We start from the raw sequence: 25,797 nt of genomic DNA, 5'->3' as shown, positions 1-25,797 counted from the left end.
AGCTCAGCGAGTGTGGAGCGCGAGCGCAAGCAACCTCAGCGGTGACAGAATGTGACGACCATGCGCGTGCCGCGCAACGTCACGGTTCTGGCCGCGAGCCTGTTCGCGCTCTCGCTCGGCGAGGAGCTATGGCAGGCCTACATGCCCGCGTACCTCACCGCGCTCGGCGCGAGCGGCGTGGCTGTCGGCCTGTTCGCCTCTTCGAAGGACCTGCTCGACAGCCTCTACCAGCTTCCGGGGGGCTGGCTCTCCGATCGGCTGGGGCGCCGGCGCACGCTTCTCATCTTCACTGCCCTCGCGCTCGCCGGCTACGTCACCTACGCGACCGCGCCCGACTGGCCGTTCGTTCTCGCCGGTCTGCTCGGCGTCATGGCGTGGAAGGCGGGCGCATTTCCCACCACCTTCGCGGTGATCGGCGACTCGCTCGATCGCAGCCGCCGCGCGACGGCGTTCGCGGTTCAGTCCGTACTCGTGCGCGTGCCTCGCGTGATCAGCGCACCGCTCGGCGGACTCGCGATCGCGAGTATCGGCGTGATCGGGGGCGTGCGGCTGGCGTGTGCCATCACCGCGCTTCTGGCGTTGGCCGTGATGGCGATGCAGTACGTCTGCTTCCATGACGATCGGCCGGCGAACGCGGGCGCGCCTGCCGCGGCCGGGATCTCCTGGCGCAGCATGCCGCGCGAGCTGCAGCGGCTGCTCGCCGCCGACTGTCTGGTCCGCATCGGCGAGGGGATCGCGGCCGCGTTCATCGTGCTCTATGTCACCGGGACCGGGCGCGCCTCGATCACCGAATACGGCGTGCTGTACGCGATCCAGCAGGCGATCTCGATCGCGTTCTATCTGCCGGGAGGGCGCCTCGCCGATCGCACGGGGCGCCCACGCGTCGTCGCCCTGACCTTCCTCTGCTTCGCGCTCTTTCCGCTCGCCGTCCGCCTGGCGACGGGCCGCGCCGCGCTGATCGGGGCGTTCGTGATCGGCGGGCTGAAGGAGATCGGCGAGCCGGCGCGCAAGTCCCTGATCGTGGATCTCGCGCCCGACGACCGGCGCGCGTTGACGGTGGGGGTGTACTACGCGATCAGGAATTTCCTCGTGGTCCCGGCGGGCCTGCTGGGCGGCATCCTGTGGCAGCAGTCTCCCCACCTGCCGCTCGAAGCCGGGTTCGGCGTGAGTCTCCTCGGCCTGCTGGTGTTCGCGAAGACCTCGGCGGTGACGCTCGCCGAGCGGACTGCCCGCTAGCGGTCGCCGAGCGAGATGCCTATGGCGCGCGCCGCCCGCAGCACGTCGAAGTCGGGCGGGACCGTCCGGGTGCGTCCGACGACTCTGTCGAGCGGCACCGCGACGATGTCGGGCGGCCGGAACGCGACCATGTGGCCGTAGGTGCCGGCAAGCAGCAGTTCGACCGCACGCGCGCCGAAACGCGTCGCGAGCATGCGATCGAAACTGGTGGGCGTGCCGCCGCGCTGCAGGTGACCGAGCACGACGCTGCGCGTTTCCTTGCCGGTCAGCGTCTCGAGCTGCGTGGCCACCACCGAGGCGACGCCGCCGAGCCGTTCGACGAACTCCCCCTTCGCCTCCTTGAGCACCGTCGCCTTGCCGCCGACCGGCTTCGCCCCTTCAGCCGCCACCACGATGCTGAAGCGGGCGCCCATGTCGTCCCGCTCGCGGATGCGGCGGGCGACGGCCTCGAGGTTGTAGGGAATCTCGGGAATGAGGATCACGTCGGCGCCGCCGGCGACGCCGGAATACAGCGCGATCCAGCCGGCATAGCGGCCCATCACTTCGACCACGATCACGCGATGGTGCGCCTCCGCGGTCACGTGCAGCCGATCGATCGCATCGGTCGCGAAGCTCACGGCCGTGTCGAAGCCGAACGTGTTCGTGGTCTCGACGATGTCGTTGTCGATCGTCTTGGGAACCCCGACGAGCGGTACGCCCATCTGCGCGAAGCGGTGCGCGATCGCCAGGGTGCCGTCGCCGCCGATCACGACCAGCGCGTCGAGCTTCAGTTCGTGAAACATCTCGACGCAGCGCGCGGAGTAATCCCTGGTCCCTTCCGACGTCGCGACCGGGTAGAGGAAGGGGTTCCCGCGGTTGGTCGTGCCCAGGATGGTACCGCCGACGCGGAGAATACCGGTGACGTCCTTCGGCTCCAGCCGGCGCCAGCGGTCGGGTTCGATCAACCCGTCGAAGCTGTCTTCCAGCCCGATGACTTCGCAGTTGGCGTTGGCGCCGGCCTTGACGACGGCGCGGATGACGGCGTTGAGCCCGGGCGCATCGCCGCCGCCGGTGAGCACGCCCAGACGACGAATCGGTGCGGCCATTGATAGTCAAGTATAGGCAATGGTAGACTTACGTGTTCACACCACGACACCGGCCCGCGTCGACGCGGACGCTGTCGCGGCGTGCTCGCCGTCGGTGGGGCGCGTAGCTCAGCTGGGAGAGCGCTGCGTTCGCAATGCAGAGGCCGAGAGTTCGATCCTCTCCGCGTCCACCAACCTTCGCTCGCTGCCTCAGTGGCGAGCTACGGTTCGCCAGCCAACCTTCGCTCGCTGCCTCAGTGGCGAGCTACGGATCGCCAGCCAACCTTTCGGATCGGCAGCGTCAACGCTGAGCGGCCGGCGCCTTTCCGAGCAGGTCGACCGCGCTGCGCACCGCCTGCGCCAGCCTGGCCGCGGGACCGGTCCCGTAATAGTGCAGGAAGATCACGACGGGCTGCACGCCGGTCATGTGATGGTGGATGGCGACGACGTTGATCCCGTTCGCGCGCAAACTCTTGAGCACCGGCGTCACTTCGTGGTCGAGCATCGCCACGTCGCCGGCGACCATCGCGTCCGCGTCGGTGCCGGCGAACGCGGCCCAGGTGTTGAGGCCCATGCGCGCGTTGATCGACGCCCCATGCTCCCGCAGGTCGATGTCGGGACGGCCGATCGTGATCTTGTACACGGGCCCGCTCTGTTCGCCGGGACGTCCGACGATCTTCGCCAGCGCCGCGCCGTCCAGGGTCGCGGGCGCCGGCGACGCGGACGGCGCTGCCGGGGCTGCCGGCTTGCCGCCGCGGCCGATCAAATCGATCGCCGGCTTGACGCGCGTCGCCAGATCGGCGGCCGCGCCCATCCCGTGCACGTGCATGTAGAAGATGCGCGGCTGCTCCCAGAAGAAGTGATTGTGCAGCGCCGTCACGTCGAGGCCGGCGTCGAGAACCGCCGACATGACCGGGTTCACCTCGTCCTCGGTGAGCACGAGGTCCCCCATCATCACGTCGTGTCCGCCGTCCCCTTTGGTCAGCGCGATCCAGCCGCCGAAGCCGAGCGGGGTCGGCGCCGGCCGCTGATTGATGGCGACGCGAAGATCGTTGCGGGGAATGTTGACCTTCAGCACACCGTCCTTGAAGTCGCCGGACCTGCCGAGCGTCTTCAACACGGCCTGGTAGTCGGAAGGGACGTCTTGCGCCTGGACCGGACTCGCCCCGGCAAGGGCGATCGCCAGGATCGTCGCGCGAACTGAAACTCTGAATGGATGCATGAGTGTCTCCGGTATGTCCTGTCGTCTGCAGCAGAGGCCAGGGCGGTCGACGGTTCGCCTCACGGGACCGCTCCCATTGTGACCGGCCGCCCGAATCGGGAGTACAAAACTGGAACCACGATCATGTTCAGCGCCGTCGAGCTGGCGAGGCCGAACAGGATCACCATCGCCATCGGCGCCTGGATCTCGCTGCCCGGCTCCCCCACCGACAACGCGATGGGAACCAGCGCCAGACCGGCGGCGAGCGCCGTCATCAGAATCGGAATCAGGCGCTCCGTCGCGCCGCGCATCACGGCGGTCCTGAAGTCGCGCACACCCTCCGCCTCTTGCAGATGCCGGATGTGCGACACCAGCATGATGCCGTTCCGCGTCGCGATGCCGAACAGCGTGATGAAGCCGACGATCGACGCCACCGACAGCACGCCGCCCGCAAGATAGACGCCGACCACTCCGCCGATCAAGGCCAGCGGCAGGTTCAGCATGATGAGTACGCCGTCGCGCGCAGACCCGAACGCCGCGGACAGGATGAAGAAGATGGCGGCGACGACGCCGAGCGAGAGCCAGAGCAGCTGGCGGGACGCCTGCGCTTCGCTCTCGAACTGGCCGCCGTATTCCACGTGATATCCCTGCGGCAGCCGGACGTGCCGGCCGACGCGGTCCTGAATGTCGTTGACGACGCTCCGGAGGTCGCGTCCCGAGACGTTGCTCTGCACCACGATCCGCCGCTGCACGTTTTCGCGCATCACGAAATTCGGACCGCGATCCTCCTGGAGCTGCGCCACCGAGGCGAGCGGGATCTGCCGCCGATCGGGGGTCTGAATCGGCGTCGAGCCGATGGCGTCGAGCGTGCCGGCGTCCTCGAGCGCGTATCGTACGACCAGCGGAACCGCGATCTGCCCCTCGAGGATCCGGCCGACGGCGTGGCCCACGCGGGCGGTCTGCAGCGCCTCGGCGACGGTGCCGGACTCCAGGCCGTGCCGTGCGGCGGCGGCGGGATCGACGCGGACCTTCAGCGTCGGAATGTCGGTCTGCGCTTCGGCGGCGAGGTCGACCACGCCCTCGACCTGCGCCATCTGCGCCTGCACCTGGCCGGCGAGCTGCCGCAAGGTCGGCAGATCGTCGCCGAAGATCTTGACGGCGATGTTCGCGCGCGTCCCCGAGAGCATGTGATCGATGCGGTGCGAGATCGGCTGGCCGATCGTGACGTTCGTCCCGGGCAGGAGCGACACCTTCTGGCGGAGGTCCTCCAGCACCTCTTCCCGCGAGCGATCCTTCATCTGCAGCCGGACGTCGACCTCGGCCGACTCCACCCCTTGCACGTGCTCGTCCAGCTCCGCCCGTCCCGTCCGCCGGGCCGTCGACGTCACTTCCGGCACGCCGAGCATCAGGCGCTCGAGCGCGTTCCCGAGTGCGTTCGAATCCGCGAGGCTCGTTCCCGGGATGGTCACGGCGCTGACGGTGAGCGCCCCCTCGTTGAACTCGGGAAGAAACGATCGGCCGGCGGCCACGATGCCCGCCAGCGCCGCCATCAGCAGCACGGCCGCCGCGGCCAACACCGTCCGCCAGCGGCCGAACGCGTGCCCCAGCCAGCGCTCGTACGCAGCCTTGAGCCGCTGCGGGAAGCGTGGTTCGGCGCCCGCCTGGATCAAGCGCGACGCCGGCAGCAGCCACGAGCAGAGCACCGGTGTGACGGTCAACGCGACGACGAGCGAGGCCGTCAGCGCGACCACGTAGCCGAACCCGAGCGGACGCAGCAGCCGTCCTTCGACGCTGCTCAGCATGAACAGCGGCAGGAATACCAGCGCGACGATCACGGTCGCGAAGACGACCGACTGCCGGATCTCCGTGCTGGCGCGGTAGACGACCGAGAGAACGGGCTGGCGTTCGGCGTCCGGCAGGCTCGCGTTCTCGCGCAGACGGCGGACGACGTTCTCGACGTCGATGATCGCGTCGTCCACCAGTTCGCCGATCGCGATCGCCAGTCCGCCGAGGCTCATGCTGTTGATCGTCAGACCGAAGCGGTCCATTGCGAGCACCGCCGCGACCAGCGACAACGGCAGCGCCAGCAGCGTGATCAGCGCCGCACGCATGTTCATCAGGAACAGGACCACGACCAGGATGACGAGCGCCGCCCCTTCGAGGAACGCCGTGAACAGGTTGTCCAGCGACTGCTCGATGAAGTCCGCCTGCCGGAAGAGATCGCGGTGGATCTGCATGCCTTCGGGGAGGGCGCGCTGAATGTCCTCCAGCGTGGTCTCGATGCGGCGGGTCAGCTCCAGCGTGTTGACCGCGGGCTGCTTCTGGATCCCGAGGATCACCGCCGGCCGGGCGTTGTGCGATCCCTCGCCGCGCTTGATCGCCGCCCCCTCGCGGACGCTCCCGACATCGCGCACCAGCACGGGCACGTCGTCGACGGTCTTGATGCTGACGTTCGCGATGGCGTTGACGTCGGCAAGGCGGCCGACCCCGCGGACCAGGTATTCCTGACCTTGCGACGCCTGGAATCCCGCCGTCGCGTTCTGATTCGCCGCGACGAGTGCCCGCTCGACTTCCTGCAACGTGACCTGCTGCACCGCCAGCCGCGCGGGGTCGAGCACGACTTCGTACTGCTTCTGCTCGCCGCCGGTCGCGATCACCTGAGAGACGCCTGGCACGGCGAGCAGGCGCCGGCGAACGACGGTTTCCGCGGCGGTGCGAAGTTCCAGAGATGAATGCCGGTCGGACTCGAGATCGATGAACAACACCTCGCCCATGATCGACGAGACCGGCGCCAGGAACGGCGGTTCGACATCGGGCGGCAGCGAACCCGACACGAGCGTCAGCTTCTCGGCGACGGTCTGACGGGCGCGATTGATGTCGTAGCCCCAGTCGAATTCCACCCAGACGACGGCGACGCCGACCGCGGTGGCGGAGCGCACGCGGCGAACGCCTGCGGCGCCGTTCAGGGAGGATTCGATGGGGAAGGTGACCAGCGACTCGATCTCCAGCGGGTCCATCCCGGGCCCCTCGGCCAGAATCGTCACCGTCGGCGCCGTCAGATCCGGCAGCACGTCCAGGGGGATGCGTGTGGCCGTCCACCCGCCCCACAGCAGGAAGGCGGCGGCCAGCGCCACCACGATCGAGCGATGCCCGAGCGACCAGCGAATGAGCGCGTCGATCATCGGCGGCTCAATGGACGTGGCCGTGCGCGGGCACGGACGTCGACAGCGACGCAAGGCGCACGAGGTACGCGCCCCTGGTCACGACACGATCGCCCGGTTTCACGCCGTCGACGACCTGCACGAGGTCGCCGGAGCGCGCGCCGAGCGTGACCGCGCGGCGCTCGAACGTCTCCCCTTCGCGCTGCACGAAGACGATCGGACGGCCGGCATCGTCCACGACGGCGGCGGCGGGCACGACGGGGCGCGCCGCGCTCTGTTCCAGCAACAGGTGCACGAACACCGACTGCCCCACCGGCAGGCCGTGCGGGCGATTGTCGAAGGCGAACGTGATCGGCACGGTCCGCAACTGCGGATCGAGAACCTTGCCGACGTTCACGAGACGGCCGGCCGGGATGCGATCCGCCCGCCCGGCGATCTCGAGTTCCGCGGTCCGCGCCGTCCGGGCACGGGCGGCGTCCGCTTCAGGGATCTGCCCGACCACGTGTACCTGTGCGGCGTCCACCACCCGGAACAGCACGCTGCCCGACGTCACGTTCGCGCCCGTGGCGGCCGTGCGCTGAGCGACGACGCCGGAAACCGGTGCGCGAACGACGAAGAGCCCCTCGCCATCGGCGGCGCCGCCCGCGCGCGCGGCGTTGTATTGCGCCAGGCTCGCTTCGGCCGCCGTCAGGCGCGCCTTCGCCTGCTCCTCCGCCGCCCGCGCCTCGTCCAGCCGCCTGGCGGGCGCGGCGCCGGCGGACGTCAGCCGCTCGGCGCGTTCGCGGTCGCGGGTTGCCAGCGTCAAGGACGTTCGTGCCTCCGCGTGTGCTCGTTGAAGCTGCGGCAGATCGCCGGGTGACGAGGGAGGCGGCAGCAGTCGCGCGAGCTCCTGCCCTCGTGTGACGGCCGCGCCAGGCGCCACGTCGACCACGCGCGTCAGACGCCCGTCGATCGGCGCGACGACGTCGGCGGCGCCGCCGGGCCTGGGTTCGAGCCGGCCGGGCACGCGGACGGATTCGCGCACCGCCTGCGCGCGCACGACGGCGGTACCGAAGTCGAGGCTCCACTGCTGTTCCTTGAGGAAGCTGATGCCGGGTGCCTCCTCACCGGGCCCGGCCGCGGCTCGAGCCGCATCGGCGGTGGGATGCACGTCGACCTCGCCGACCTGGTGCTCGTCGGTGACGCCCGCCGATCTGAGGACGACGATCAGCGCGCGCTTCCCGGCGCGCGCGGGCTTCACGTCGACGCCGAAGATTCCGGGCCGGGACGGCGCATCCACCCGGAAGACTTCCGGTTGCCCGCCGGGCGCCTGCAGGCGCACCTCGACGCTTCCCTCGCTGAGCGGCTCGAACGTGTCGAGCCGCGTCAGGTGAATGGCGAAGCGTGAAGTCGAGCCGGCGACGAGCGGTGGATACTCGGCGAAGAGCTCGGTCTTGCCGGTCCACCTGGTCACCGCGAGGGGTTCCGGTTCTTCCGGCGGCGGAGTTGCGGGTCGCCTGCAGGCGGATGACAGCACACCGAGCACGAGCATCGACGCGAGGACTCTCAAGGCCACACTGGTGCTCCTATCGCGCGTTCGAGCGCAACCTGGGCGAGCCGCACATCCAGTCGAAGATCGATCCCCCGGTTCCGCGCGCGCGCGGCGGTCCGCACCGCGTCGAGCAGCTCCAGAATCCCCACTTCCCCCTCGCGGTACGCGATCTCGGCGATCTGCACGAGCTCTTCGGCGCCGGCCTGCCCCTCCGCGGCGATGGCGGCCTGCCGAACCGACAGGACCTGCGCGGCACCAGCCACCTCGCTGCGGATGCGGTGCTCGAGCGACGCCCGCTCCGCATCGGCGCGGGCACGCTCGGCGTCCCAGCGCGCGGCCTCGCGCCCGCCGCGATCGAACACGGGGAGCGAGACGGTCACGCCGAACACCCCGCCGCGCGCGCGGCCGGAGAGATCGTCGGCGCGCTTCAACCCGCCGAACACGGTCGGCGCGGGCAGCCGCGCGCGGCGCGCCGCGTCGGCTTCGAACGCGGCCCGCGCTTCCGTCTGCTGGAGCGCCCGCAGTTCCGCGCGTGCCGCGATCGCTCGCGCCGAGAGCGCGTCGATCGCGGGCATGGGGCCCGACGGCGACGCCGCCGCGATCGTGCTCGCCGGCACATCGCGCGGGAGCATGCCTGTCAGCACCGAGCGCGCCTCGGCGAGCGCCGCCGTCGCCGAGGCCACGACCTGGTTCGCTTCCCGGTACTCTTCCTCGGCTCGCAGGCGATCGAACCGCGATCCCTCCCCTTCACGCTCGCGCGTGCGAAGGATCTCGATCAGGCGCTCCAGCTCGCGCATGTATGCGCGGGCCGCCTCCAGGCGCGCCTGTTCGGCGACGGCCCGGCTCACCGCCGCCGCGGCGTCCGAGCGCAGCCGCCAGAGCCGCGCGTCGCGGTCCGCTTCAGCAGCGCCGGTGGCAGCTCCGCCGGCGCGAGACAGCGCGGCCCGGGCGCCGAACACCGGCACCGGCTGCTCCGCCTGGAGAAACTCGGTGAACCCGGCCCCCTCGCGGCTGTAGGTGAGCGACGGATTCGGATACGCGAGGCGTGCGAGCTGCTCCCGCCGTGTGACTTCCGTCTCGCTGCGGATGGCTCGCGCCTGCGGTCCATCGCGGACGATCAACTCGACGACCTCGCGCTCGGTCTGTTCCTGCCCGGCGCCGGCGGACGGAACGAGCAGGCAGACGGCAATCCAGGCGTGGACCCGGGATCGGCTCGACATACGGACGGTCCTCTACTGAACGAACTGACTTGCGATCCGCCCTTCGCCACGGCGTGGCGGCGGCGGGATCAGGACATCAGGCGGGCAGGCTGGCTGGCGGGGCGCGCGCGGGGAGTCGCCCGGGCGCGGGCGGTCCGTGTACGCGAACGTCCGTGATGGGGAGCGCGGATCGTGCCGGCGCCGCCGGAACCGCCAGCGCGGGGCCTGGCAGCTCGGCCACGGCGACCTCGACGGAGGGCACGCTCGCGCAAACCGTCCTGGCGGTGACGGCGTGGCGGCCGGCATCACAGGAGATCGCTTCGAAATGCGGGCCGTGGTCATCCAGGCGCCGATCGGCGTGCGGCGGCGCGGCCGCCGCGTGGCGGTGCGCCGCGAGCCCGTGGTGATGCTCCGGATGATCGTGCCCGGCGTACTCGTGTACGTGCAGAGATGCCGCCGCGGCCGTTGCCGTGACCAGGGCCGCCGCGAGAACCATCGCGATGAGCCGGCGCACGCTCGGAGTCTACTACGCCTCGATCACCGCAGCGCGACCGCCACTCCGGCGAACGCCTGGAACACGCTGCCGCCGCCGACGTCGCTGAACGAGCGCACTTCGTAGCGTCCCTGGCCGAACACCATCAGCCGCGGCGCGACCCGGCCGTCGATGCCGCCGACGATCTGCGTCCCGGCGCGCGGACCGAACGTCAACGTCTGCTCGTGCCCGTCCGTCTTCGTCCGCCGCCGTTCGGCATACACACCAACGCCGCCGCCGAAGAACGGCGAGATCCGTCCGCGGCCGCGCGCGATCGCATTCACGCCGACGCTCCGGAACTGCCGCGACCGCTCGACCACGACGGGACCGGTGAAACCCGCGCCGGGAAACGTCTCCGACTCGCTGTGCCAGGCGAGCGCGACCTCGGGCTCGATCGCAAATCGCCGGGTGCCCGCCCGTACCGCGAACAGCACCGTCGGTGCGACGTACTCGATATCGCTGTGCAGGTAGTTCGACGCGCCGAAGGCGGCGCGCACCTGAATCGCCGGGGTCTGCGCGTCCGCGACACCGGCGGCCGCGGCGAACACGATCAGCAACAGGGAAAGGCGTCTCATACGGCGAACGGCGCAAAGTGCCCGCGGTTCGGCTCAGCGGGCGCCGTCAGTCGTCAATCCCGCCCGCCCCGTCGGCCACCGGTTCGGTGAGCCTGCCGCGCCGTTTCAGCATCGACTCGACGAGGCCGCGCAGCGCCTGCGCGGCAACCGCGTTCGCCAGCGACAGGCGCTGAAGCTCGTCGAGATCGCGGTCGGACACGTCGGCGCGCGGGTCGGCGGCCTCGGTTCTGGCGGCGACGTCCGAGAGCGCCTCGGCCGCACGGCGGGCGCCGCGCAGCGATGCCTTCAGCGCCTCGATTTCCGTCAGATCTGGCATGCGGACCACTTTATCGCAGTTACAGGTTCGGGACAGTAGCCGACAGTTCTGTAATCGATCGACACGTCCGCGGCCCCTGATATCGCCGTAAGTCCAAGCGTTCACAGGTCTTCGTCCCCGACTACGGAAATGGCAGGTTGGAGCGCGGGTTGCACCGTCGCTGGGCTCCGTGCACATGTCGGTTCCCCTGCCGGATCACGCGTCAACGCAGTCGTCCTCCGGCTTCGAGGACGGCCTCGGACGCCGTGCGCTCGAGTTCGATCGCGAGACCGGCGGCATGCTGGAACGGCTCGTCCTGCGCCCCGAGCTGAGCGCGTTCGAGAAGGTCCTGGTCGAGCGGATCGCGCTGGTCGCGGCGCTGGAAGACGAACGCTTTCCCCGCCCGCGCGCCGCCGAACGCCAGGACGATCGGCTGACGGTGCTCTCGGAGTACGTCGCCGGCCGCCGCCTCTCCGACATCATCGAAGCCGCCGCCGATCACGGCATCGTCGCTGGCCTGGACGCCGCCCTCGGCCTTCTGCTCGAAATCCTGCCCGCGCTTTCCCGCCTCCACGAAGCCGGCCTCGCGCATGGCGCGCTCGCCCCCGGACGGGTCGTGATCACCCCCGCGGGACAACTCGCGCTGCTCGACGCGATCTACGCCGAACCGCTCGAACGGCTGCAGCTGACGCGCAAGCGGCTGTGGGCCGAATTCCGCCTGGCCTTCCCGCCGACCGCCGGTCCCGCCCGGTTCGACAAGGCCGCCGATCTCGCGCACGCCTCGATCATCGCCGCGTCGCTCACCGTGGGACGCGCGCTGCAGGAACGGGACTATCCCGAGGGGATCCCGCCGCTCAGGAACGAGATCCACGAGATCGCCGCCATCCGCGGATCGAAATCCTTCGCCGACGCGGTCGACAAGTACTTCGCCGCGACGCTGCCGTTGGCCGGGCGCCGGACGACGCCGACGGCCGACGAGGCGGCGATCGACCTGCGGAAGCTGGTGCGGAAGGAGCTGGGGATCAATACCTGCCGCGCCGCGCTGCTCGAATTCCTGCAGCACGTCGAGACCGCGGACGCCGAGCGCACCGTGGCGGACGCGGCCGAGCGCGATCGCTGGATTGCCGCCGCCGCGGACGCCGTCCGCCGCGAGGCGGATCGCCAGCAATGGGCGGACGCCGCCCCGGCCGCGAAGGCGGACGCGCCGTCAGGACGCCGCGGCCGGGCGGAGACCGAACGCGCCGAGCGCGAGCGGATCGAGGCGGACCGCGTCGCGCGCGAGCGGGCCGAAGCGGAGCGCGAGGAGCGCGAGCGCGCCGAACAGGCGCGACGCGAGGCCGAGCGGGAACGGGCGGAAGCCGCGCGCCGCGAGGAAGAGCGCCGCGAAGCCGAGCGGCGCGAGCGCGAACGGCTCGAAGCCGAGCGTCTCGAGCAGGAACGGGCCGCGCGCGACCGCGCCGAAGCCGAACGCCGCGAGCGCGAGCGGCTCGAAGCCGAGCGCCTCGAGCAGGAACGGATCGCGCGCGAGCGCGCCGAAGCCGAACGCCGCGAGCGCGAACGGCTCGAGGCGGAACGGCTGGAGAAGGAGCGGATCGAGAAGGCGCGTCTGGAGGCGGAGCGCCGCGAGCGCGAACGGCTCGAGGCCGAGCGCCGCGAGCGCGAGCGGCTCGAGGCGGAGCGGCTCGAGAACGAGCGCCTCGAACGCGAACGCCTCGAGGCCGAGCGCCGCGAGCGCGAGCGGCTGGAGGCCGAGCGGCGCGAGCGCGAGCGGCTCGAAGCGGAGCGCCGCGAGAAGGAACGCATCGAACAGGCGCGACTCGAGGCGGAGCGGCGCGAGCGCGAACGGCTCGAAGCGGAGCGCCGTGAACGCGAACGCCTCGAGGCCGAGCGGCTGGAGCGGGAGCGTATCGAACGCGAGCGCCTCGAAGCGGAGCGGCGGGAGCGCGAGCGGCTGGAAGCGGAGCGCCGCGAACGCGAGCGGCTCGAAGCCGAGCGGCTGGAACGGGAGCGCATCGAGCAGGCCCGGCTCGAGGCCGAGCGGATCGAACGCGAACGCATCGAAGCCGAACGGCGGGAGCGGGAACGCCTGGAAACGGAGCGGCGCGAGCGCGAGCGGCTCGAAGCCGAGCGCCGCGAGCAGGAGCGCGCCGAGGCCGAGCGCCGCGAACGGGAGCGCGCCGAGCAGGAGCGCGCCGAAGCGGAGCGCCTCGAGCAGGAACGCCGGGAGGCCGAGCGCGAGCAGGAACGCGCCGCGAGGGCGCGCGCCGAAGCGGAGCGCCGCGAGCAGGAGCGCCTCGAGGCCGAGCGCCGCGACAAGGAGCGCGCCGAGAAGGATCGCGCCGCGAAGGAGAAGGCCCGTCTCGAGGCGGAGCAGCGCGAGCGCGAGCAGCAGCCCGCTGCGGAGTCCGACCGTCAGGCGCCGGCCGTCTCGAAGAGCGGCTGGCTCGTGCCGCCGAACCGCGCCGCGGCGTTCGAACCGGTGGCGACCGAACCCGAGCCGAAGCCCGCCGCCCCGGTGAAGCCGTACCCGATCTACGTGGCGCCGTCCGACCCCCCGGCGTGGACACCGACGCCGCTGCCCGAGGCCGCCACGCAGGAAGAGTTCCTCGCGTCGCTGTCGCAGATTCGCCCGCCGGCGCCGCCGCCCGCGCCGGTCCCGGCGAGCAGCGGCTCGCCGATCCGCCTGAAGGTGGCCGACGAGCGGCCCGCGCCGTCGCGCGCGGAGAGCCGGCGCGAACCGGTCGCAGTCCCCCTGTCGGCGGCCGAGGCGTACGAACCGTTCCGGCCGATCGAGGAGCGCCGGCAGATTCCGTGGAAGCTGATCGCCGCCGGCGTCATCCTGCTGGCCGGCGGATTCGCGGTCTTCCGCGGCTACGGACCGAGCGCCGCGCCGATGGTCGAGACCGTCAAGAAGGTCATTCCCAAGTCGGACGCCGCGCCGGCGGAGCTGCCGCCGGTGGGCGCCAACGTCGGCCGCCTGGTGATCACGACACAACCGGCGGGTGCGAAGGTCTCGCTCGACGGCAAGCCCGCCGGCGAAACCCCGCTGACGATCGACGCCGTCAAACCCGGCCGCCACGTCATCGCCATCGCCAGCAGCGAAGGGTCCGCCCGTCGCACCGTGCGCGTCGAGGCCGGTCAGGTCATGACGCTCGACTTCCCGCTCTACTCCGGGTTCGCCGCGATCTCGATCCCCTTCGTGGTGCAGGTATCGGAGGGCGGCAAGGTGCTCGGCACCAGCGAAAGCCAGATCCTTCTCAGCCCAGGGCGCCACATCCTGCGCCTGGTGAACAAGGACCTTGGCTACAGCGCGGCCGAGACGGTCGAGATCGTGGCGGGCGAAGTGACCCGGCTCGATCTCGATCCGCAGGGACGCGCCAACATCAACGCGGCGCCGTGGGCCGAAGTGTGGATCGACGGCGAGAAGGCCGGCGAGACGCCGCTGGCCAACGTGCCCATTCGCCTCGGCGTGCGCGAGATCGTCTTCAAGAACCCGCAATACCCCGAGCGGAAGCAGACCGTGACCATCACCGCGGGCGCACCGGCCACCATCTCGGTGGACTTCATCAAGTAGCGGACGCGGAGAGTACAATCGCGGAGGATGCCGGTCCCGCCCGCGAACGCCCCCTTCCTGCTCCGGCGCCTTCGTGATCTCCGCAGTATCGACGCCGCGCAGGAGCGGATGCTGGCGCGTGACGGCATCGCAACCCTGCCCGATCTGGATCTTGCCGTTGCCGAAGAGCGCCCGGCGGCGGCGGACCGCGCGCTGCGGCGCGCGGCGGAGCGGATCCGCCACGAGATCCGTCCCATCCTCCTCGGGCGCGCGTGGGACATCCTGGATCGCTTCATGTCCGGCCTCTCGCAGTGCGCCGCGGTGGACGTCTGGGAGGCCGCGGGCGCGGTCCGCCGCAGCGAACCGATCGTCCAGCATCTCGTCGTCGCGGCGCGGACGGCGAATCCGGACCACGCAACCGAGTGCGTCGCGGCGCTGCTGCCCGCGTCAGAGATCCTGCTTCGCAACGCGCGGCGGCTGATCGTGCAGTACGAGGGGGTCGAGATCGACGTCCGCGTCGCGCCGCCGGACGAGTACGGCAGCGTGCTGCTCGCGGCCACGGGGCCCCCGGCGCACGTCGCGGCGCTGCTCAGACGGCGAACGCCGCGCCTCACCGCGACCGAAGCCGAGGCGTACGCGCACGCCGGCCTCGCGTACCTGCCGCCGGAAACGCGCGATTCGGCCGACGCCCTGGATCGGGCGGGAGCCAACGCCGTACCCCGGCTCGTGTCGCGCGAAGACATCCGCGGCGACCTGCACATGCACACCAGCTACAGCGACGGGCGCGATCCGCTGCGGCACATGGTGCTGGCGGCGCGGGCGCTCGGCTACCAATACATCGCCATCACCGATCATTCCGAGCACGCCGGCGCCTCGCGCACCCTGACGCTCGAGGACCTCGCGCGGCAGGCGGACGAGATCGCCCAGCTTCAGCAAGACGTGCCGGACATGACGATCCTCCACGGGATCGAGGTGGACATCATGCCGGACGGATCGCTCGACTGTCCCGATGCCGTCCTCGCCTCGCTCGACATCGTCCTCGCGTCGCTCCACGATTCGGCCGGCCAGGACGGCACGCGGCTGACCAGACGCTGCCTCGCGGCCATCGAGCATCCGTTCGTGTCGGTGATCACCCACCCGGCGAACCAGCTGGTGGGGCGCCGTGCCGGCTACGACATGGACTACGACGCGATCTATGCGGCGGCGGCGGCCACCGGCACGGCCCTCGAGATCGACGGCGCGCCCGCCCATCTCGACCTCAGCGGTGAGCGCGCGCGCGAAGCGGTCGCGGCGGGGGCGACGGTGGTGATCGACAGCGACTGCCACCGGGCCCCGGCGCTGGAGCGGCAGATGCGCATGGGCGTCGGCACCGCCCGGCGCGGGTGGGTGGAGCCGGGCCATGTGCTCAACACGCGGTCCCTCGCCGACGTGCGCGCCTTCCTCGCCGGCAAGCGGACGCGGTAGCAGGTGCACACAATTGCGCGGCTGCCCACCGAAGCCGGCGGCGACTCGTGGGCCTGCCCACCGAAGCCGGAGGCGAAGGTGGGTTACACTCGAACTGCGCCCCGCCTGTTTCGTCCGGCTTCGACATGACGCCACTACTGCTGTCCGTTCTGCTCGTACTCGTCCCGGCGGTTGCCCCGGGCCAATCCCGTCGTCCGGCGGCCGAGACCGCCCGGGCGCTGCAGGAGAAGTACGACCGGGTCAAAGACTTCACCGCCGATTTCACCCACGCCTACGAGGGGGGCGTGCTGAATCGGAAATCAACCGAACGCGGCACCGTGCAGATCAAGAAGCCCGGACGCATGCGGTGGGAATACACCGCGCCCGAGAAGAAGACCTTCGTCTCCGACGGCATCAAGATCTTCTCGTACGTGCCCGCCGACAAGCAGGTCATCGTCAGCGACGTGCCCTCCGCCGATGAAGCGACCACGGCGGTGTTGTTTCTCGCCGGCAAGGGCAGCCTGCTGCGCGACTTCAACGTGAGCTATGTCGAGACCGCGGCGGCCGGCGCGGTCGCGCTGCGCCTCGATCCGCGGCAGAAACAGCGCGACTACGACTGGCTGATCGTCACCGTGGACGAGGCGACACTCCAGATCCGCGCGCTGACCGCCGCCGACCAGCAGGGGGGCCGTTCGACGTTCACGTTCACCAACTATCGGGAAAACACCGGCATCGCCGACAACGTGTTCGCCTTCAAGATTCCGAGGGGGGCCGATGTCATTCATGCGGGAACGTCTCGCTGATCCGCGCGCCGCGCTCGTCGCGGCCGCGCTGACGCTTGCCGGATGCGCGACGGCGGCGGGACTGCGCCAGGGGCGCCAGGCCGAGCTGACGCAGGACTACGATCGCGCGGTCGTCGAATACACCAAGGTCGTGCGCGCCAACCCCGGCAACCGCGAAGCGCGCACGGCGCTGGAACGGGTGAAGCAGCGCGCCGCGCAGGACCACACCGCCCGGGCCCGCCGATTCGCGAGCCAGGAGCGGTACGAGGAGGCGGTCGTCGAGTATCAGCTCGCGGCCGAGCTCAATCCGACGGATTCCGCCGTCGAAAGCGCGCTGCGCGACGCGCGCCAGCGGCTGCGCACGAAAGTGGCCGTGACCCGCGGCGGCCGGACCGAGCTCGAAAGCCTCATCGAGCGGACCCGTGACATGCCCGCGCCCGGACAGGATCTGCCGAAGGACGTGAAGCTGCCCGGTACGCTCACCTTCGGCAACGGCGCCACGGCGCGCGCCGTGTTCCTCACCGTCGGCCGCTTCGCCAACCTGAGCGTCATCTTCGACGCCGGCTTCCGCGACCAGCCGCTGACGATCGATCTGCGCGATGCCACGCTCGAGAACGCCCTCGCCGCGCTGACCGCGAGCACGCGCACCTTCTATCGCGTCACCGCGCCGCGCACGATCACCATCGTTCCCGACACGCCGGCCAAGCGGCGGGAATACGAGGAGACCGTCGTCCGCACGTTCTACTTGAGCAACGCGGACGTCAAGGAGACCATCGACCTGCTGCGGGTGGTCATCGACATCCGCCAGATCTCGCCGACGACCGCGACCAATGCCATCACGATCAAGGACACGCCGGAGCGGATCGCCGCCGCCGGCCGGCTGATCACCGCCATCGACAAGGCGCGGCCGGAGGTCGTCATCGACGTCGAGCTGCTCGAGGTGGACCGCACGAAGCTGCGGGACTTCGGGCTCCAGATCGCGTCGCCGGGCTCCGCCGGCATATCCGGTTCGGCCGACGTGAACCGGGACGACTTCCGGCTCGCCAATCTCAAGAACCTGACCGCGGCGGACGTGTTCCTCTCGGGCATTCCCGGCATCTACTACCGGCTGCTGAAGACCGACACGTCCACCCGCACGCTGGCGAACCCGCAACTGCGCACCGCGGAAGGGCTGCCCGCCACCGCGCGTTTCGGTGAGCGCGTCCCCGTGCCGGTCACCACGTTCGCGCCGATCGCGGCCGGCGGCGTCAACACGCAGCCGATCACGTCGTACGCGTACGAGAACATCGGCGTCAACATCGACATCACGCCGCGGACCCACCACGACGATGACGTGACGCTGGCCCTGAAGGTGTCGCTGTCGAGCATCTCGGGAACCGGGTTCGCGGGGCTTCCCACGTTCGGCAACCGCGAGATCTCGACCACCATCCGCTTGAAGGATGGGGAAACCAACATGCTGGCGGGGTTGATCCGGGACGAAGAGCGCGCCGTGCTGTCGGGCATTCCCGGACTGAGCGACATTCCGCTGGTCGGACGCCTGTTCGCCAACAATCACCGCGAGACCCAGCAGACCGACATCATCCTCACGCTCACCCCGCACATCGTCCGCGTGCTGGAGCTGACCGAGGCGGATCTGCTGCCGTTCCGTTTTGGCCGTGACGGCGCCGGGCTGGGGGAAATCCTCGCCCCGCCGCCTGGTCCGCCCCGCGATGAACCAGCGGCGCCGGCCGGGACGCAGCCGCAGCAGACCGCGCCCGCGCCTCGCACGACGCCGCCGGCGTTTCCGCAGCCTCTCGTCGGCACGCTGCCCGGCACGCCTCTGCCAGTCTCGTCGCCGCCCGCGCCGCCGAAGAAACCCGGCGGAGGCACCACCCGGTAACCGGTTACCGGTTACCGGTTACCGGTTACCGGTTACTGCACTCGCTCCACCTGCGCGCCGAGACTGCGCAACCGCTCGACCAGCGAGGCGTAGCCGCGCTCGACGGTTTCGAGCGGCGTGACGCGGCTCTCCCCTTCGGCGGCCAGCGCCGCGGCGATCAGCGCCATGCCCGATCGAAGGTCCCGGCTGTCGAGCGTGCGGCCGCGCAACCGCGTCGGTCCGCTGACGATGATGCGGTGCGGATCGCACAGGAACAGATCGGCGCGCATCGCGCTCATCTGCTCGAGCGCGAACAGCCGCAGCTCGTAGAGCCAGTCGTGCACCAGCGTGCGCCCTTCCGCCTGCGTGGACAGGACGGTGACGAGGCTGACGAGATCGCTGGGAAATCCCGGCCACAGACCGGTGGTGATGCGGCGGACCGCCGTCAGCTTCGACGGCCGGACCACGAGACGGTCGTCGAGGTAGCTGCAGTCGAGCCCCATCTTCTTCAGCGGCGCGGCGATCACTTCGAGGTCCGCCGTGCGCGCGCCGGTCACTTCGATCTCGCCGTTCGTGATCGCGGCGACGACGCCCCAGCTTCCGGCCTCGATGTAGTCGCCGGCGAGCCGGTGCGACGCACCGCCCAGCCGCGCCGGCGGGTGGACGCGAAGCGTGCTGCTGCCGGCTCCCTCGATGCCGACGCCCATCGCCTGAAGGAACACGCACAACTCGACGACATGCGGCTCCATCGCGGCGTGACGGATCTCGGACGGCCCGCTGGCGGCCGCCGCGGCGAGCAGCGCCGTCTCGGTCCCGGTGACAGAGGCCTCTTCGAGGTAGAGCGACGCCCCTCTCAGTCCGTTCGGCACTTCGAGCGCGTGTCCGGGCTCGTCCAGCGGAACCCCACCCATCGCGACGAGCGCCTCGAGATGCGTGGCGATCGTGCGCCGCGTCGGGAAGTCTCCTCCGGGAGGCGCGAGCCGCGCGACACCCCGCCGCGCGAGGAGCGGTCCCAGCAGCAGCACCGAGCCTCGCAGCCGGCCGACCAGCGCGGGATCGGGGCGATCGCTGTTGATCCCGGCGCACTGGATGCGGAGATGTCCCGTCCCACGCCCCTCGACGCGCGCCCCGAGCGCCTCGATGATGTCGAGCAGCACTTCGACGTCGCGGATCCGCGGCACGTTCGCGATCTCGCAGGGTCGCTCCGTGAGCACGCAGGCGGCAATGAGCGGCAGCGCCGAGTTCTTGTTTCCCTCGACCGCCACCCGCCCCGACAGGGCGCGGCCGCCCTCGATCTTCAAAGAAGCCATTCGCGGAAACCCTCTAGAAGCCCAGGTACACGATCTCGTCGCGCAGTTCGACGCCGAACCGCGAGCGCACGCGGGCGCGGCACTCCTCGATCAATGCCCGGATGCCCGCGGCGGACGCGCTGCCGTCGTTGACGATGAAATTGCCGTGCGCGCCGGACACGCGCGCGCCGCCGCTGCCGAATCCCTTCAGCCCGGCGCGATCGACCAGCGCGCCGGCGGAGGCGGGAATGCCCTCGGGAACGCGATCCACCGCGGGATCGGGATTCTGGAAGATGCAGCCGGCGCTCGCCGACGAGAGCGGCTGCGTGCGCTTGCGGTACGCGAGCGACTCGCGCGCCGTGGCGCGCAGCGCCGCCGGATCGCCGCGCCCGGTGTGAAACTCGACCGCCAGCGCGATCTCGCGCGTCTGCTGGACGCGGCTGCGGTCGTAGCCGAAGTCCATGTCGGCGGCCGCGACCCACGCGACCTCTCCATCCGGCCGCAGCAGTTCGACCCGATCGACCAGCTCGCCGATCAGCCGTCCCTTGAAATGCGCGTTGCCGTGGATCGCGCCGCCGACCGTGCCGGGCGTCCCGGCCCACCCCTCCAGGCCGGCAACGCCGCGGTTGATCGTCCAGCGGACCAGCCCGTTGATCGTCACGCCGGCGTCCGCCCGGATCGCCGCGTCGCCGGCCGCGAGCACGTCTCCGCCGTGCAGCCGGATGACGAGTCCGCGGATCCCGGCGTCCGCCACCAGGACGTTCGATCCACCGCCGAGGATCGTGACCGGAATCCCGTCGGCCCGCGCGGCGGCCACCGCCGCCTTCACCTCTGACGATCGTTCGGTGCGCAGGAACCAGTCCGCCGGGCCGCCCACCTTGAAGGTGGTGAATGGCGCGAGCGGCACGTCCCGTTCGATCCCGGGCAGCCGCGCCACGTTCGTCACCGCGTCACTCCCCGCAGCGCCGCTTCCCGGCGGCGCAGCGCCGCGATCGCATCCTCGCGGTTGATGGGATCGAACTGGATCCAGTCGCCGGGCGCCAGCTGCCCGGCAATCGGCAGATCGGCGCTGATCACGTTGGCGATGGTCGCGTAGCCGCCGGTCGTCGCGCGATCGGCGAGCAACAGAATCGGCTGGCCGCTGGACGGAACCTGGATCGCGCCGCAGGGCATCGCTTCGGAAAGGATGTCCGCGGCGCCGGCGTGGCTCAGCACCGGACCGTCGAGGCGGTACCCCATGCGGTTCGACTGCGGGCTGATGGTGAAGCGCGCGTGCACCAGCAGTCCCCACGCGTCTTCGGTGAAGCGATCGCGGTGCACCGCGGGAAGGACGCGCAGGTGAGCGCCGCCCGACGGCACGTCGAGCGGATGGCCGGCGAAGGCGCGTCCGCCGCCGGGCGTGCCGACGGGCAGCACGTCCCCGGCACGCAACGGGCGTCCGCCGAAGGGTCCCATGCGGCTGGCGAGATGGGTGGCTCGGCTGCCGAGCGTCGCCGGCACGTCGAAGCCTCCGGCGACCGCAAACGTCTGCCGCGCGCCCGAGATGCGCGTCCCCCACCGCAGCCGGGCGCCCGACCGCACGCGGAACGCTTCGTTGATCGGCGCCGGTTTGCCCTCGACGCTGAGTGAAATGTCCGCGCCGGCCGTCGCGCAGACGAGATCCCCCTCCACGATCAGCTCCGGCCCGAGCAGCGTGATCTCCAGCGCCGCCGCCGAGGGATCGTTCCCGAGGAGCTGATTCGCCAGACGATGCGAGTAGGCATCCATCGGTCCGGCGACCGGCACGCCGACGCTCTGGTATCCGCGTCGCCCGAGATCCTGCACGGTGGTCAGCATCCCCGGCTTGACGACCGTCACCGACGCGCTCACGCGTCCCCCCACTGGCTGGCGGCGCGGTACGCCGCTTCGGTGATCCGCGCGAAGCGGACGGTATCCCCGGGATGGAACAGAAACGGCTCGGCGCGGCCGGGATCGTAGGGACGGATGGGACAGCGGCCGATGAGGCTCCACCCGCCGGGCGTTTCGGCCGGATAGATGCCGGTCTGCCCGGCCGCGATGGCGACCGATCCGGCGGGCACCTTCAGCCGCGGCGACGGCCGGCGCGGCGCGGCAATGCGCGGGTCGACAGACGCCATGTAGGCAAACCCCGGCACGAACCCGACGACGAAGACGCGATACGGCAGTGCGAGGTGACGCTCGATCACCTCCTCGATCGAGCACTGCGCGAAGCGGGCGATGTCCGGCAGATCCGGACCGTAGGGTCCGTCGTAACAGACCGGCACTTCCAGCAGCGCGCCGGGAGCGGCGTCGGACTCCTCCGCATCGGCGGCGATCTCCTGGAGCCGCCGCTCCACGCCCGACGCTCCCTCTGCGAGCGGATCGATGTAGACCATCACCGAGCGGTATCCGACGACGACGTCGGTGATCGGCAGCCCCGCTTCCTGCACCGCGCGCGCGATGCGGATCGCGCGGGTGTTGACCGCGGCGTCGATGCGCTCGGGCAGCTCGATGATCCAGGCCGAATCGCCGGCGGCGCGGACGCGGAACTCCATCTCAGCGCGCGGCGTGCGCCTGGAGCGCGTCCAGCAGGCGCTGATGGATGTTGTCGAACCCGCCGTTCGACATCACGACGACGAGATCCCCTTGACGCGCCTCGCGCGACACGACGTCGACGATCTCCTGCACGCCGGGAAGATGCCGCGCGTCCTTCCCCGCCTCTTTCAGCTCGCCGACCAGCTGCTCCACCGACAGCCGCTGTTCGTCGGGCAGCGTGGAGCGAAAGATCGGCGGCAGCAGGATCCGATCGGCGCGCTCGAAGGCGCGCGCGAACTCGGACTGGAAGACCTTGCGGCACGAGGTCGCGGAGCGGGGCTCGAAGATGGCCCAGATGCGCCGATCCGGATAGGCGGAGCGGACGCCGGCGAGCGTTTCCGCGATCGCCGTCGGGTGGTGCGCGAAGTCGTCGTAGACGGCGACACCGCCCGCGCTGCCGCGCAGCTGCATGCGCCGGCGCACCCCTTTGAACGCCCGCAGCCCCGCCGCCATGGTGTCCGTGCTCAGGCCGACCGCCGCGCCCACCGCCATCGCGGCAAGCGCGTTGCGGACGTTGTAGGCGCCGAGCAGCGCGACCTCGAAGGTGCCCGCCGGCTCGCCGCGCCGCCGGACGCTGAACGCCGTCCCCCCCTCGAGCACGCGCAGGTCGTGCGCCTGCCAGTCCGCGCGATCCGACAGGCCGAACGTCTCGACGCGGCAGCGCGCGTTCTTCGTCAGCGCCAGCGCCTCTTCGTCGTCCGCGCCGGCGAGCAGCAGCCCGCGCCGCGGGATGAGGTTCACGAAGCGCCGGAACGCCAGGCGGATCGACTCCAGGTCGGGATAGATGTCGGCGTGGTCGTATTCCAGATTGTTGACGACGGCGATGTCGGGCAGGTACTTCAGGAACTTGGCGGTCTTGTCGAAGAAGGCGCTGTCGTACTCGTCCCCTTCGATCACGAAGTCGCGCCCGCCGCCGACGCGATAGCTGCCGCCGAAGTTGTCCGCGATGCCGCCGATCAGGACGCTCGGATCCGCGCCGCCGTGGGTCAGCAGCCAGCCGGTCAGCGACGTGGTCGTCGTCTTGCCGTGCGTGCCGGCGATGACCACCGAGCGCGCCCCCCAGAGAAAGTGATCGCGGATCGCCTCGGGCAGCGAGCAATAGCGGATCTTGCGGTCGAGGACCTCCTCCAGTTCCGGATTGCCGCGCGAGATCGCGTTGCCGACGATGACCAGGTCCAGGTCGCCGCTGATGTGCGCCGGGTCGTAGCCCTGGAGCGTCGTGATCTTCTGCTCCGCGAGGAAATCGCTCATCGGCGGGTAGACGTTCTGGTCCGATCCGCGCACGTCGAAGCCTCGGGTCTTCAGCATCGCGGCGAGCGTCGCCATCGCGGTCCCGCACACGCCGATCAGGTGGATCCTTTTCATAGCTCCTCGGGGGCGGGGCGGTGCCTGCGGCGCGACGACGGCCGACTGGCGTGTCCGCCCCAGCCCGTCCGGCGGTCAGGCAACGGCCGCCTCCTCGATGACCAGCGCCGGAGACGGCGCGGACACCACGCGGGCGCGCACGCCGAACGGCAGCGTGATGCAGGCGCCGTTGGTATGCCCCGACGGCAGTCCGAACAGCACCGGGCCGGGAAATCCGTCGAGCAGGTCCGCGACGACCGCCTTGATCGCCGGACCGGCGGGCGCCGGCTCGTCACAGCGCGGCAGCTCGCCGAACACCACCGCCGACGCGCGCGCCAGAATCCCGGACAGGCGCAACTGCGTCAGCATGCGGTCGATGCGGTAGGGGCGCTCGCCCACTTCGTCGATGAAGAGAATGTGGCCCTGAGGCGGATCGAACGCGTATGGCGTCGCGAGCGACGCCAACAGGTTGCTGAGTGTGCCCCCGACCAACGGTCCGGCGGCCTCTCCGGCGCGCAGCGTTTCGAGCTGGGGGTGCGCGATCTCGCCCGCCGGCGCCGCGCGGGTGAGCACGCGCGTGAAGGAATCGCGATCGTAGCCGGATTCCCCCTTCGCGAGCCGCCCTTCCAGCATCGGACCGTGAAACGCGGTGACGCCGCACGCCTGGGTCAGCCACACGAGCAGCGAGGTGTTGTCGCTGTAGCCGATGAACGCTTTCGGCCGGCGGCGCAGCGCCGCGGCATCGAGCAGCGGGAGGAGCTGCACGCTGCCATAGCCGCCGCGCACGGCGATCAGGGCGGCGACGCCGGCGTCCTCCCACGCCCGCCGGAAGGCGGCCGCGCGCAGCGCCGCGTCTCCCGCGGTGTACCGGGCGCGCGCGAACACCGACTCGTCGAAGCTGGGCTCGTACCCGAGGCGGCGCAGCTCCTCGACGCCGGCGTCGAACTCCGCGCGCGCGAACGAGCTCGCCGGTGCGACGAGGGCGATGCGGTCGCCGGGCCGCAGCGCGCGCGGCTTCAGCATGCGGCTAGGCGAACCTCGCCATTTCGGCGGCGACCGCCTGGTGCTCGTCGCGGCCGAGAATGGCGCGGAGCGCGGCGCCGCTGGCGGGCTGGCGGCGCGGGGCGGCGAGGAAGCGCTCCTTCACCCGGCGGTGGCGCGTCATGGCGTCCTCGACGCGCTTCAGCGGCAGCGCCCCCTGCTCGACGGCGTAGATGATCGCTTCCAGCGCCGCTGCCTGTGACGCCGGGTCGGGGGCGCACATGAGCACCGCATCGCAGCCGGCGGCGATCGCCATCACCGTGGCCTCGCTGTGGCCGTAGCGGCCGCTGATCGCTTTCATCTCGAGGTCATCGCTCAGCACCAGCCCGCCGAACCCGAGCGTGCCGCGCAGCAGCCCGCCGACGATCGCCGGCGACAGCGTGCCGGGACGCTCCTCGTCGAGCGACGGGATGAGGATGTGCGCCGTCATGATGGCGGCGACGTCGGCGGCGATCGCCGCCTTGAACGGCACCAGCTCGATCGCCTCGAGCCGGTCCGGCGGATGATCGAGGAGCGGCAGCTCGAGGTGCGAATCCGTCGAGGTGTCGCCGTGGCCGGGGAAGTGCTTGCCGCAGGCGGCGATCCCTTCGGCCTGCAGCGTGCGGACGATCGCGGAGCCGAGGCGCGCGACGTCTTCCGCCCGCTCCGCCAGCGCGCGGTCGCCAATCACCGGATTCTTCGGATTGGTCAACACGTCGAGCACCGGCGTGTAGTCCAGGGAGATGCCGACCGCGTGCAGCTCGCGCGCGAGGGCGCGTGCGAACCGCTCGGCCAGGCGTTCGGCTTCAGGGCCGGCGCGGCCGAGCGTGATCATCGGCGGCCATTCGGTGAACGGCCGCTTCAGCCGCGCGACCCGGCCGCCCTCCTGATCGACGCTGACCCAGAGGGGAATCTCCGCCGCCAGCGCCTGCGACTGGCGCGACAGATCGGCGACCTGCTCGGGCGCCTCGACGTTGCGGGCGAAGAAGATGACGCCGCCGAGATCGAACTCGCGGGCCAGCGAGCGGACCTCCGCCGGCAGGTCCAGGCCGTTGAAGCCGACGATCGCCAGCTGGCCGACATGACGGCGCAATTCGCGGAGCGACACGCCGCGATCATATC

At 71.0% G+C, this 25,797-nt stretch carries 20 protein-coding genes and 1 tRNA gene; 6 read left to right on the top strand and 15 right to left on the bottom strand.

Going from position 1 to position 25,797, the window contains the following annotated elements:
* Positions 1 to 60: 60 nt before the first annotated feature.
* Positions 61 to 1,236, top strand: a complete 1,176-nt coding sequence (locus VFK57_05200; GenBank protein HET7695084.1) for an MFS transporter — start codon at positions 61 to 63, stop codon at positions 1,234 to 1,236.
* Here VFK57_05200 and VFK57_05195 read toward each other — a convergent pair.
* Positions 1,233 to 2,321: an ATP-dependent 6-phosphofructokinase gene (locus tag VFK57_05195; protein HET7695083.1), complete on the bottom strand. Its 1,089-nt coding sequence runs from the start codon at positions 2,319 to 2,321 to the stop codon at positions 1,233 to 1,235. The two genes, VFK57_05200 and VFK57_05195, sit on opposite strands and share 4 nt — an antisense overlap.
* Before the next feature lie 97 nt (positions 2,322 to 2,418).
* Between VFK57_05195 and VFK57_05190 the strand changes: the two genes are divergently transcribed.
* Positions 2,419 to 2,494: transfer RNA gene (locus VFK57_05190), tRNA-Ala, on the top strand.
* A gap of 107 nt (positions 2,495 to 2,601) precedes the next feature.
* On the opposite strand, the gene VFK57_05185 is transcribed toward VFK57_05190, so the two are convergent.
* The 7 genes from VFK57_05185 to VFK57_05155 all read right to left on the bottom strand — a co-directional run bounded on the left by VFK57_05185 (position 2,602) and on the right by VFK57_05155 (position 10,815).
* Positions 2,602 to 3,522, bottom strand: a complete 921-nt coding sequence (locus VFK57_05185) for a DUF1259 domain-containing protein (GenBank protein HET7695082.1) — start codon at positions 3,520 to 3,522, stop codon at positions 2,602 to 2,604.
* A 59-nt stretch (positions 3,523 to 3,581) separates the two neighbouring features.
* On the bottom strand, positions 3,582 to 6,683 hold the full coding sequence (locus VFK57_05180) for an efflux RND transporter permease subunit (protein ID HET7695081.1): 3,102 nt from the start codon (positions 6,681 to 6,683) through the stop codon (positions 3,582 to 3,584).
* 7 nt (positions 6,684 to 6,690) lie between these two features.
* The gene (locus VFK57_05175; GenBank protein HET7695080.1) at positions 6,691 to 8,115 is read right to left on the bottom strand and encodes an efflux RND transporter periplasmic adaptor subunit; all 1,425 of its coding nucleotides are present in this window, start codon (positions 8,113 to 8,115) and stop codon (positions 6,691 to 6,693) included.
* Positions 8,116 to 8,207: 92 nt separating this feature from the next.
* Entirely contained in the window at positions 8,208 to 9,413 is a 1,206-nt protein-coding gene (locus VFK57_05170; GenBank protein HET7695079.1) for a TolC family protein, read from the bottom strand.
* Positions 9,414 to 9,489: 76 nt separating this feature from the next.
* Positions 9,490 to 9,906, bottom strand: coding sequence for a hypothetical protein (locus VFK57_05165; GenBank protein ID HET7695078.1), 417 nt, complete (start codon positions 9,904 to 9,906; stop codon positions 9,490 to 9,492).
* Positions 9,907 to 9,929: 23 nt separating this feature from the next.
* Positions 9,930 to 10,499, bottom strand: coding sequence for a hypothetical protein (locus tag VFK57_05160; GenBank protein ID HET7695077.1), 570 nt, complete (start codon positions 10,497 to 10,499; stop codon positions 9,930 to 9,932).
* A 46-nt stretch (positions 10,500 to 10,545) separates the two neighbouring features.
* Positions 10,546 to 10,815: a hypothetical protein gene (locus VFK57_05155; GenBank protein HET7695076.1), complete on the bottom strand. Its 270-nt coding sequence runs from the start codon at positions 10,813 to 10,815 to the stop codon at positions 10,546 to 10,548.
* Positions 10,816 to 10,990: 175 nt separating this feature from the next.
* Here VFK57_05155 and VFK57_05150 point away from each other — a divergent pair, with 175 nt between their 5' ends.
* The 4 genes from VFK57_05150 to VFK57_05135 all read left to right on the top strand — a co-directional run bounded on the left by VFK57_05150 (position 10,991) and on the right by VFK57_05135 (position 18,451).
* The gene (locus tag VFK57_05150) at positions 10,991 to 14,368 is read left to right on the top strand and encodes a PEGA domain-containing protein (protein ID HET7695075.1); all 3,378 of its coding nucleotides are present in this window, start codon (positions 10,991 to 10,993) and stop codon (positions 14,366 to 14,368) included.
* A gap of 27 nt (positions 14,369 to 14,395) precedes the next feature.
* Positions 14,396 to 15,811, top strand: a complete 1,416-nt coding sequence (locus VFK57_05145; GenBank protein HET7695074.1) for a PHP domain-containing protein — start codon at positions 14,396 to 14,398, stop codon at positions 15,809 to 15,811.
* Positions 15,812 to 15,936: 125 nt separating this feature from the next.
* Positions 15,937 to 16,593, top strand: coding sequence for an outer membrane lipoprotein chaperone LolA (gene lolA / locus VFK57_05140; protein ID HET7695073.1), 657 nt, complete (start codon positions 15,937 to 15,939; stop codon positions 16,591 to 16,593).
* Positions 16,574 to 18,451, top strand: coding sequence for a secretin N-terminal domain-containing protein (locus VFK57_05135; GenBank protein HET7695072.1), 1,878 nt, complete (start codon positions 16,574 to 16,576; stop codon positions 18,449 to 18,451). The genes lolA and VFK57_05135 overlap by 20 nt, the downstream gene beginning before the upstream one ends.
* 32 nt (positions 18,452 to 18,483) lie before the next feature.
* Here the strand turns inward: VFK57_05135 and murA are convergent, their stop codons facing one another.
* From murA to nagZ, 7 genes are all read right to left on the bottom strand, one after another.
* On the bottom strand, positions 18,484 to 19,740 hold the full coding sequence (gene murA / locus VFK57_05130; GenBank protein ID HET7695071.1) for a UDP-N-acetylglucosamine 1-carboxyvinyltransferase: 1,257 nt from the start codon (positions 19,738 to 19,740) through the stop codon (positions 18,484 to 18,486).
* A 13-nt stretch (positions 19,741 to 19,753) separates the two neighbouring features.
* Positions 19,754 to 20,665 (bottom strand): UDP-N-acetylmuramate dehydrogenase, encoded by a 912-nt coding sequence (gene murB, locus VFK57_05125; protein HET7695070.1) that lies wholly within the window; start codon positions 20,663 to 20,665, stop codon positions 19,754 to 19,756.
* Positions 20,662 to 21,588, bottom strand: coding sequence for a biotin-dependent carboxyltransferase family protein (locus VFK57_05120; protein ID HET7695069.1), 927 nt, complete (start codon positions 21,586 to 21,588; stop codon positions 20,662 to 20,664). Before VFK57_05120 ends, murB begins: the two co-directional genes overlap by 4 nt.
* Positions 21,585 to 22,271 (bottom strand): 5-oxoprolinase subunit PxpB, encoded by a 687-nt coding sequence (pxpB, locus tag VFK57_05115; protein ID HET7695068.1) that lies wholly within the window; start codon positions 22,269 to 22,271, stop codon positions 21,585 to 21,587. The genes VFK57_05120 and pxpB overlap by 4 nt, the downstream gene beginning before the upstream one ends.
* A gap of 1 nt (position 22,272) precedes the next feature.
* Positions 22,273 to 23,676: a UDP-N-acetylmuramate:L-alanyl-gamma-D-glutamyl-meso-diaminopimelate ligase gene (gene mpl, locus VFK57_05110; protein ID HET7695067.1), complete on the bottom strand. Its 1,404-nt coding sequence runs from the start codon at positions 23,674 to 23,676 to the stop codon at positions 22,273 to 22,275.
* 75 nt (positions 23,677 to 23,751) lie between these two features.
* Entirely contained in the window at positions 23,752 to 24,678 is a 927-nt protein-coding gene (locus VFK57_05105) for an LD-carboxypeptidase (protein HET7695066.1), read from the bottom strand.
* Between the two features lie 4 nt (positions 24,679 to 24,682).
* Positions 24,683 to 25,783 carry a beta-N-acetylhexosaminidase gene (gene nagZ / locus VFK57_05100; GenBank protein ID HET7695065.1) on the bottom strand — a complete coding sequence of 367 codons (1,101 nt, stop codon included), beginning with the start codon at positions 25,781 to 25,783 and terminating at the stop codon, positions 24,683 to 24,685.
* Positions 25,784 to 25,797: the final 14 nt, after the last annotated feature.

Source organism: Vicinamibacterales bacterium, from assembly GCA_035699745.1.
GTDB lineage: Bacteria > Acidobacteriota > Vicinamibacteria > Vicinamibacterales > 2-12-FULL-66-21 > JAICSD01.
Note: the sequence above shows the minus strand (reverse complement) of the source record. Positions and strands in the feature narration are given on the sequence as shown.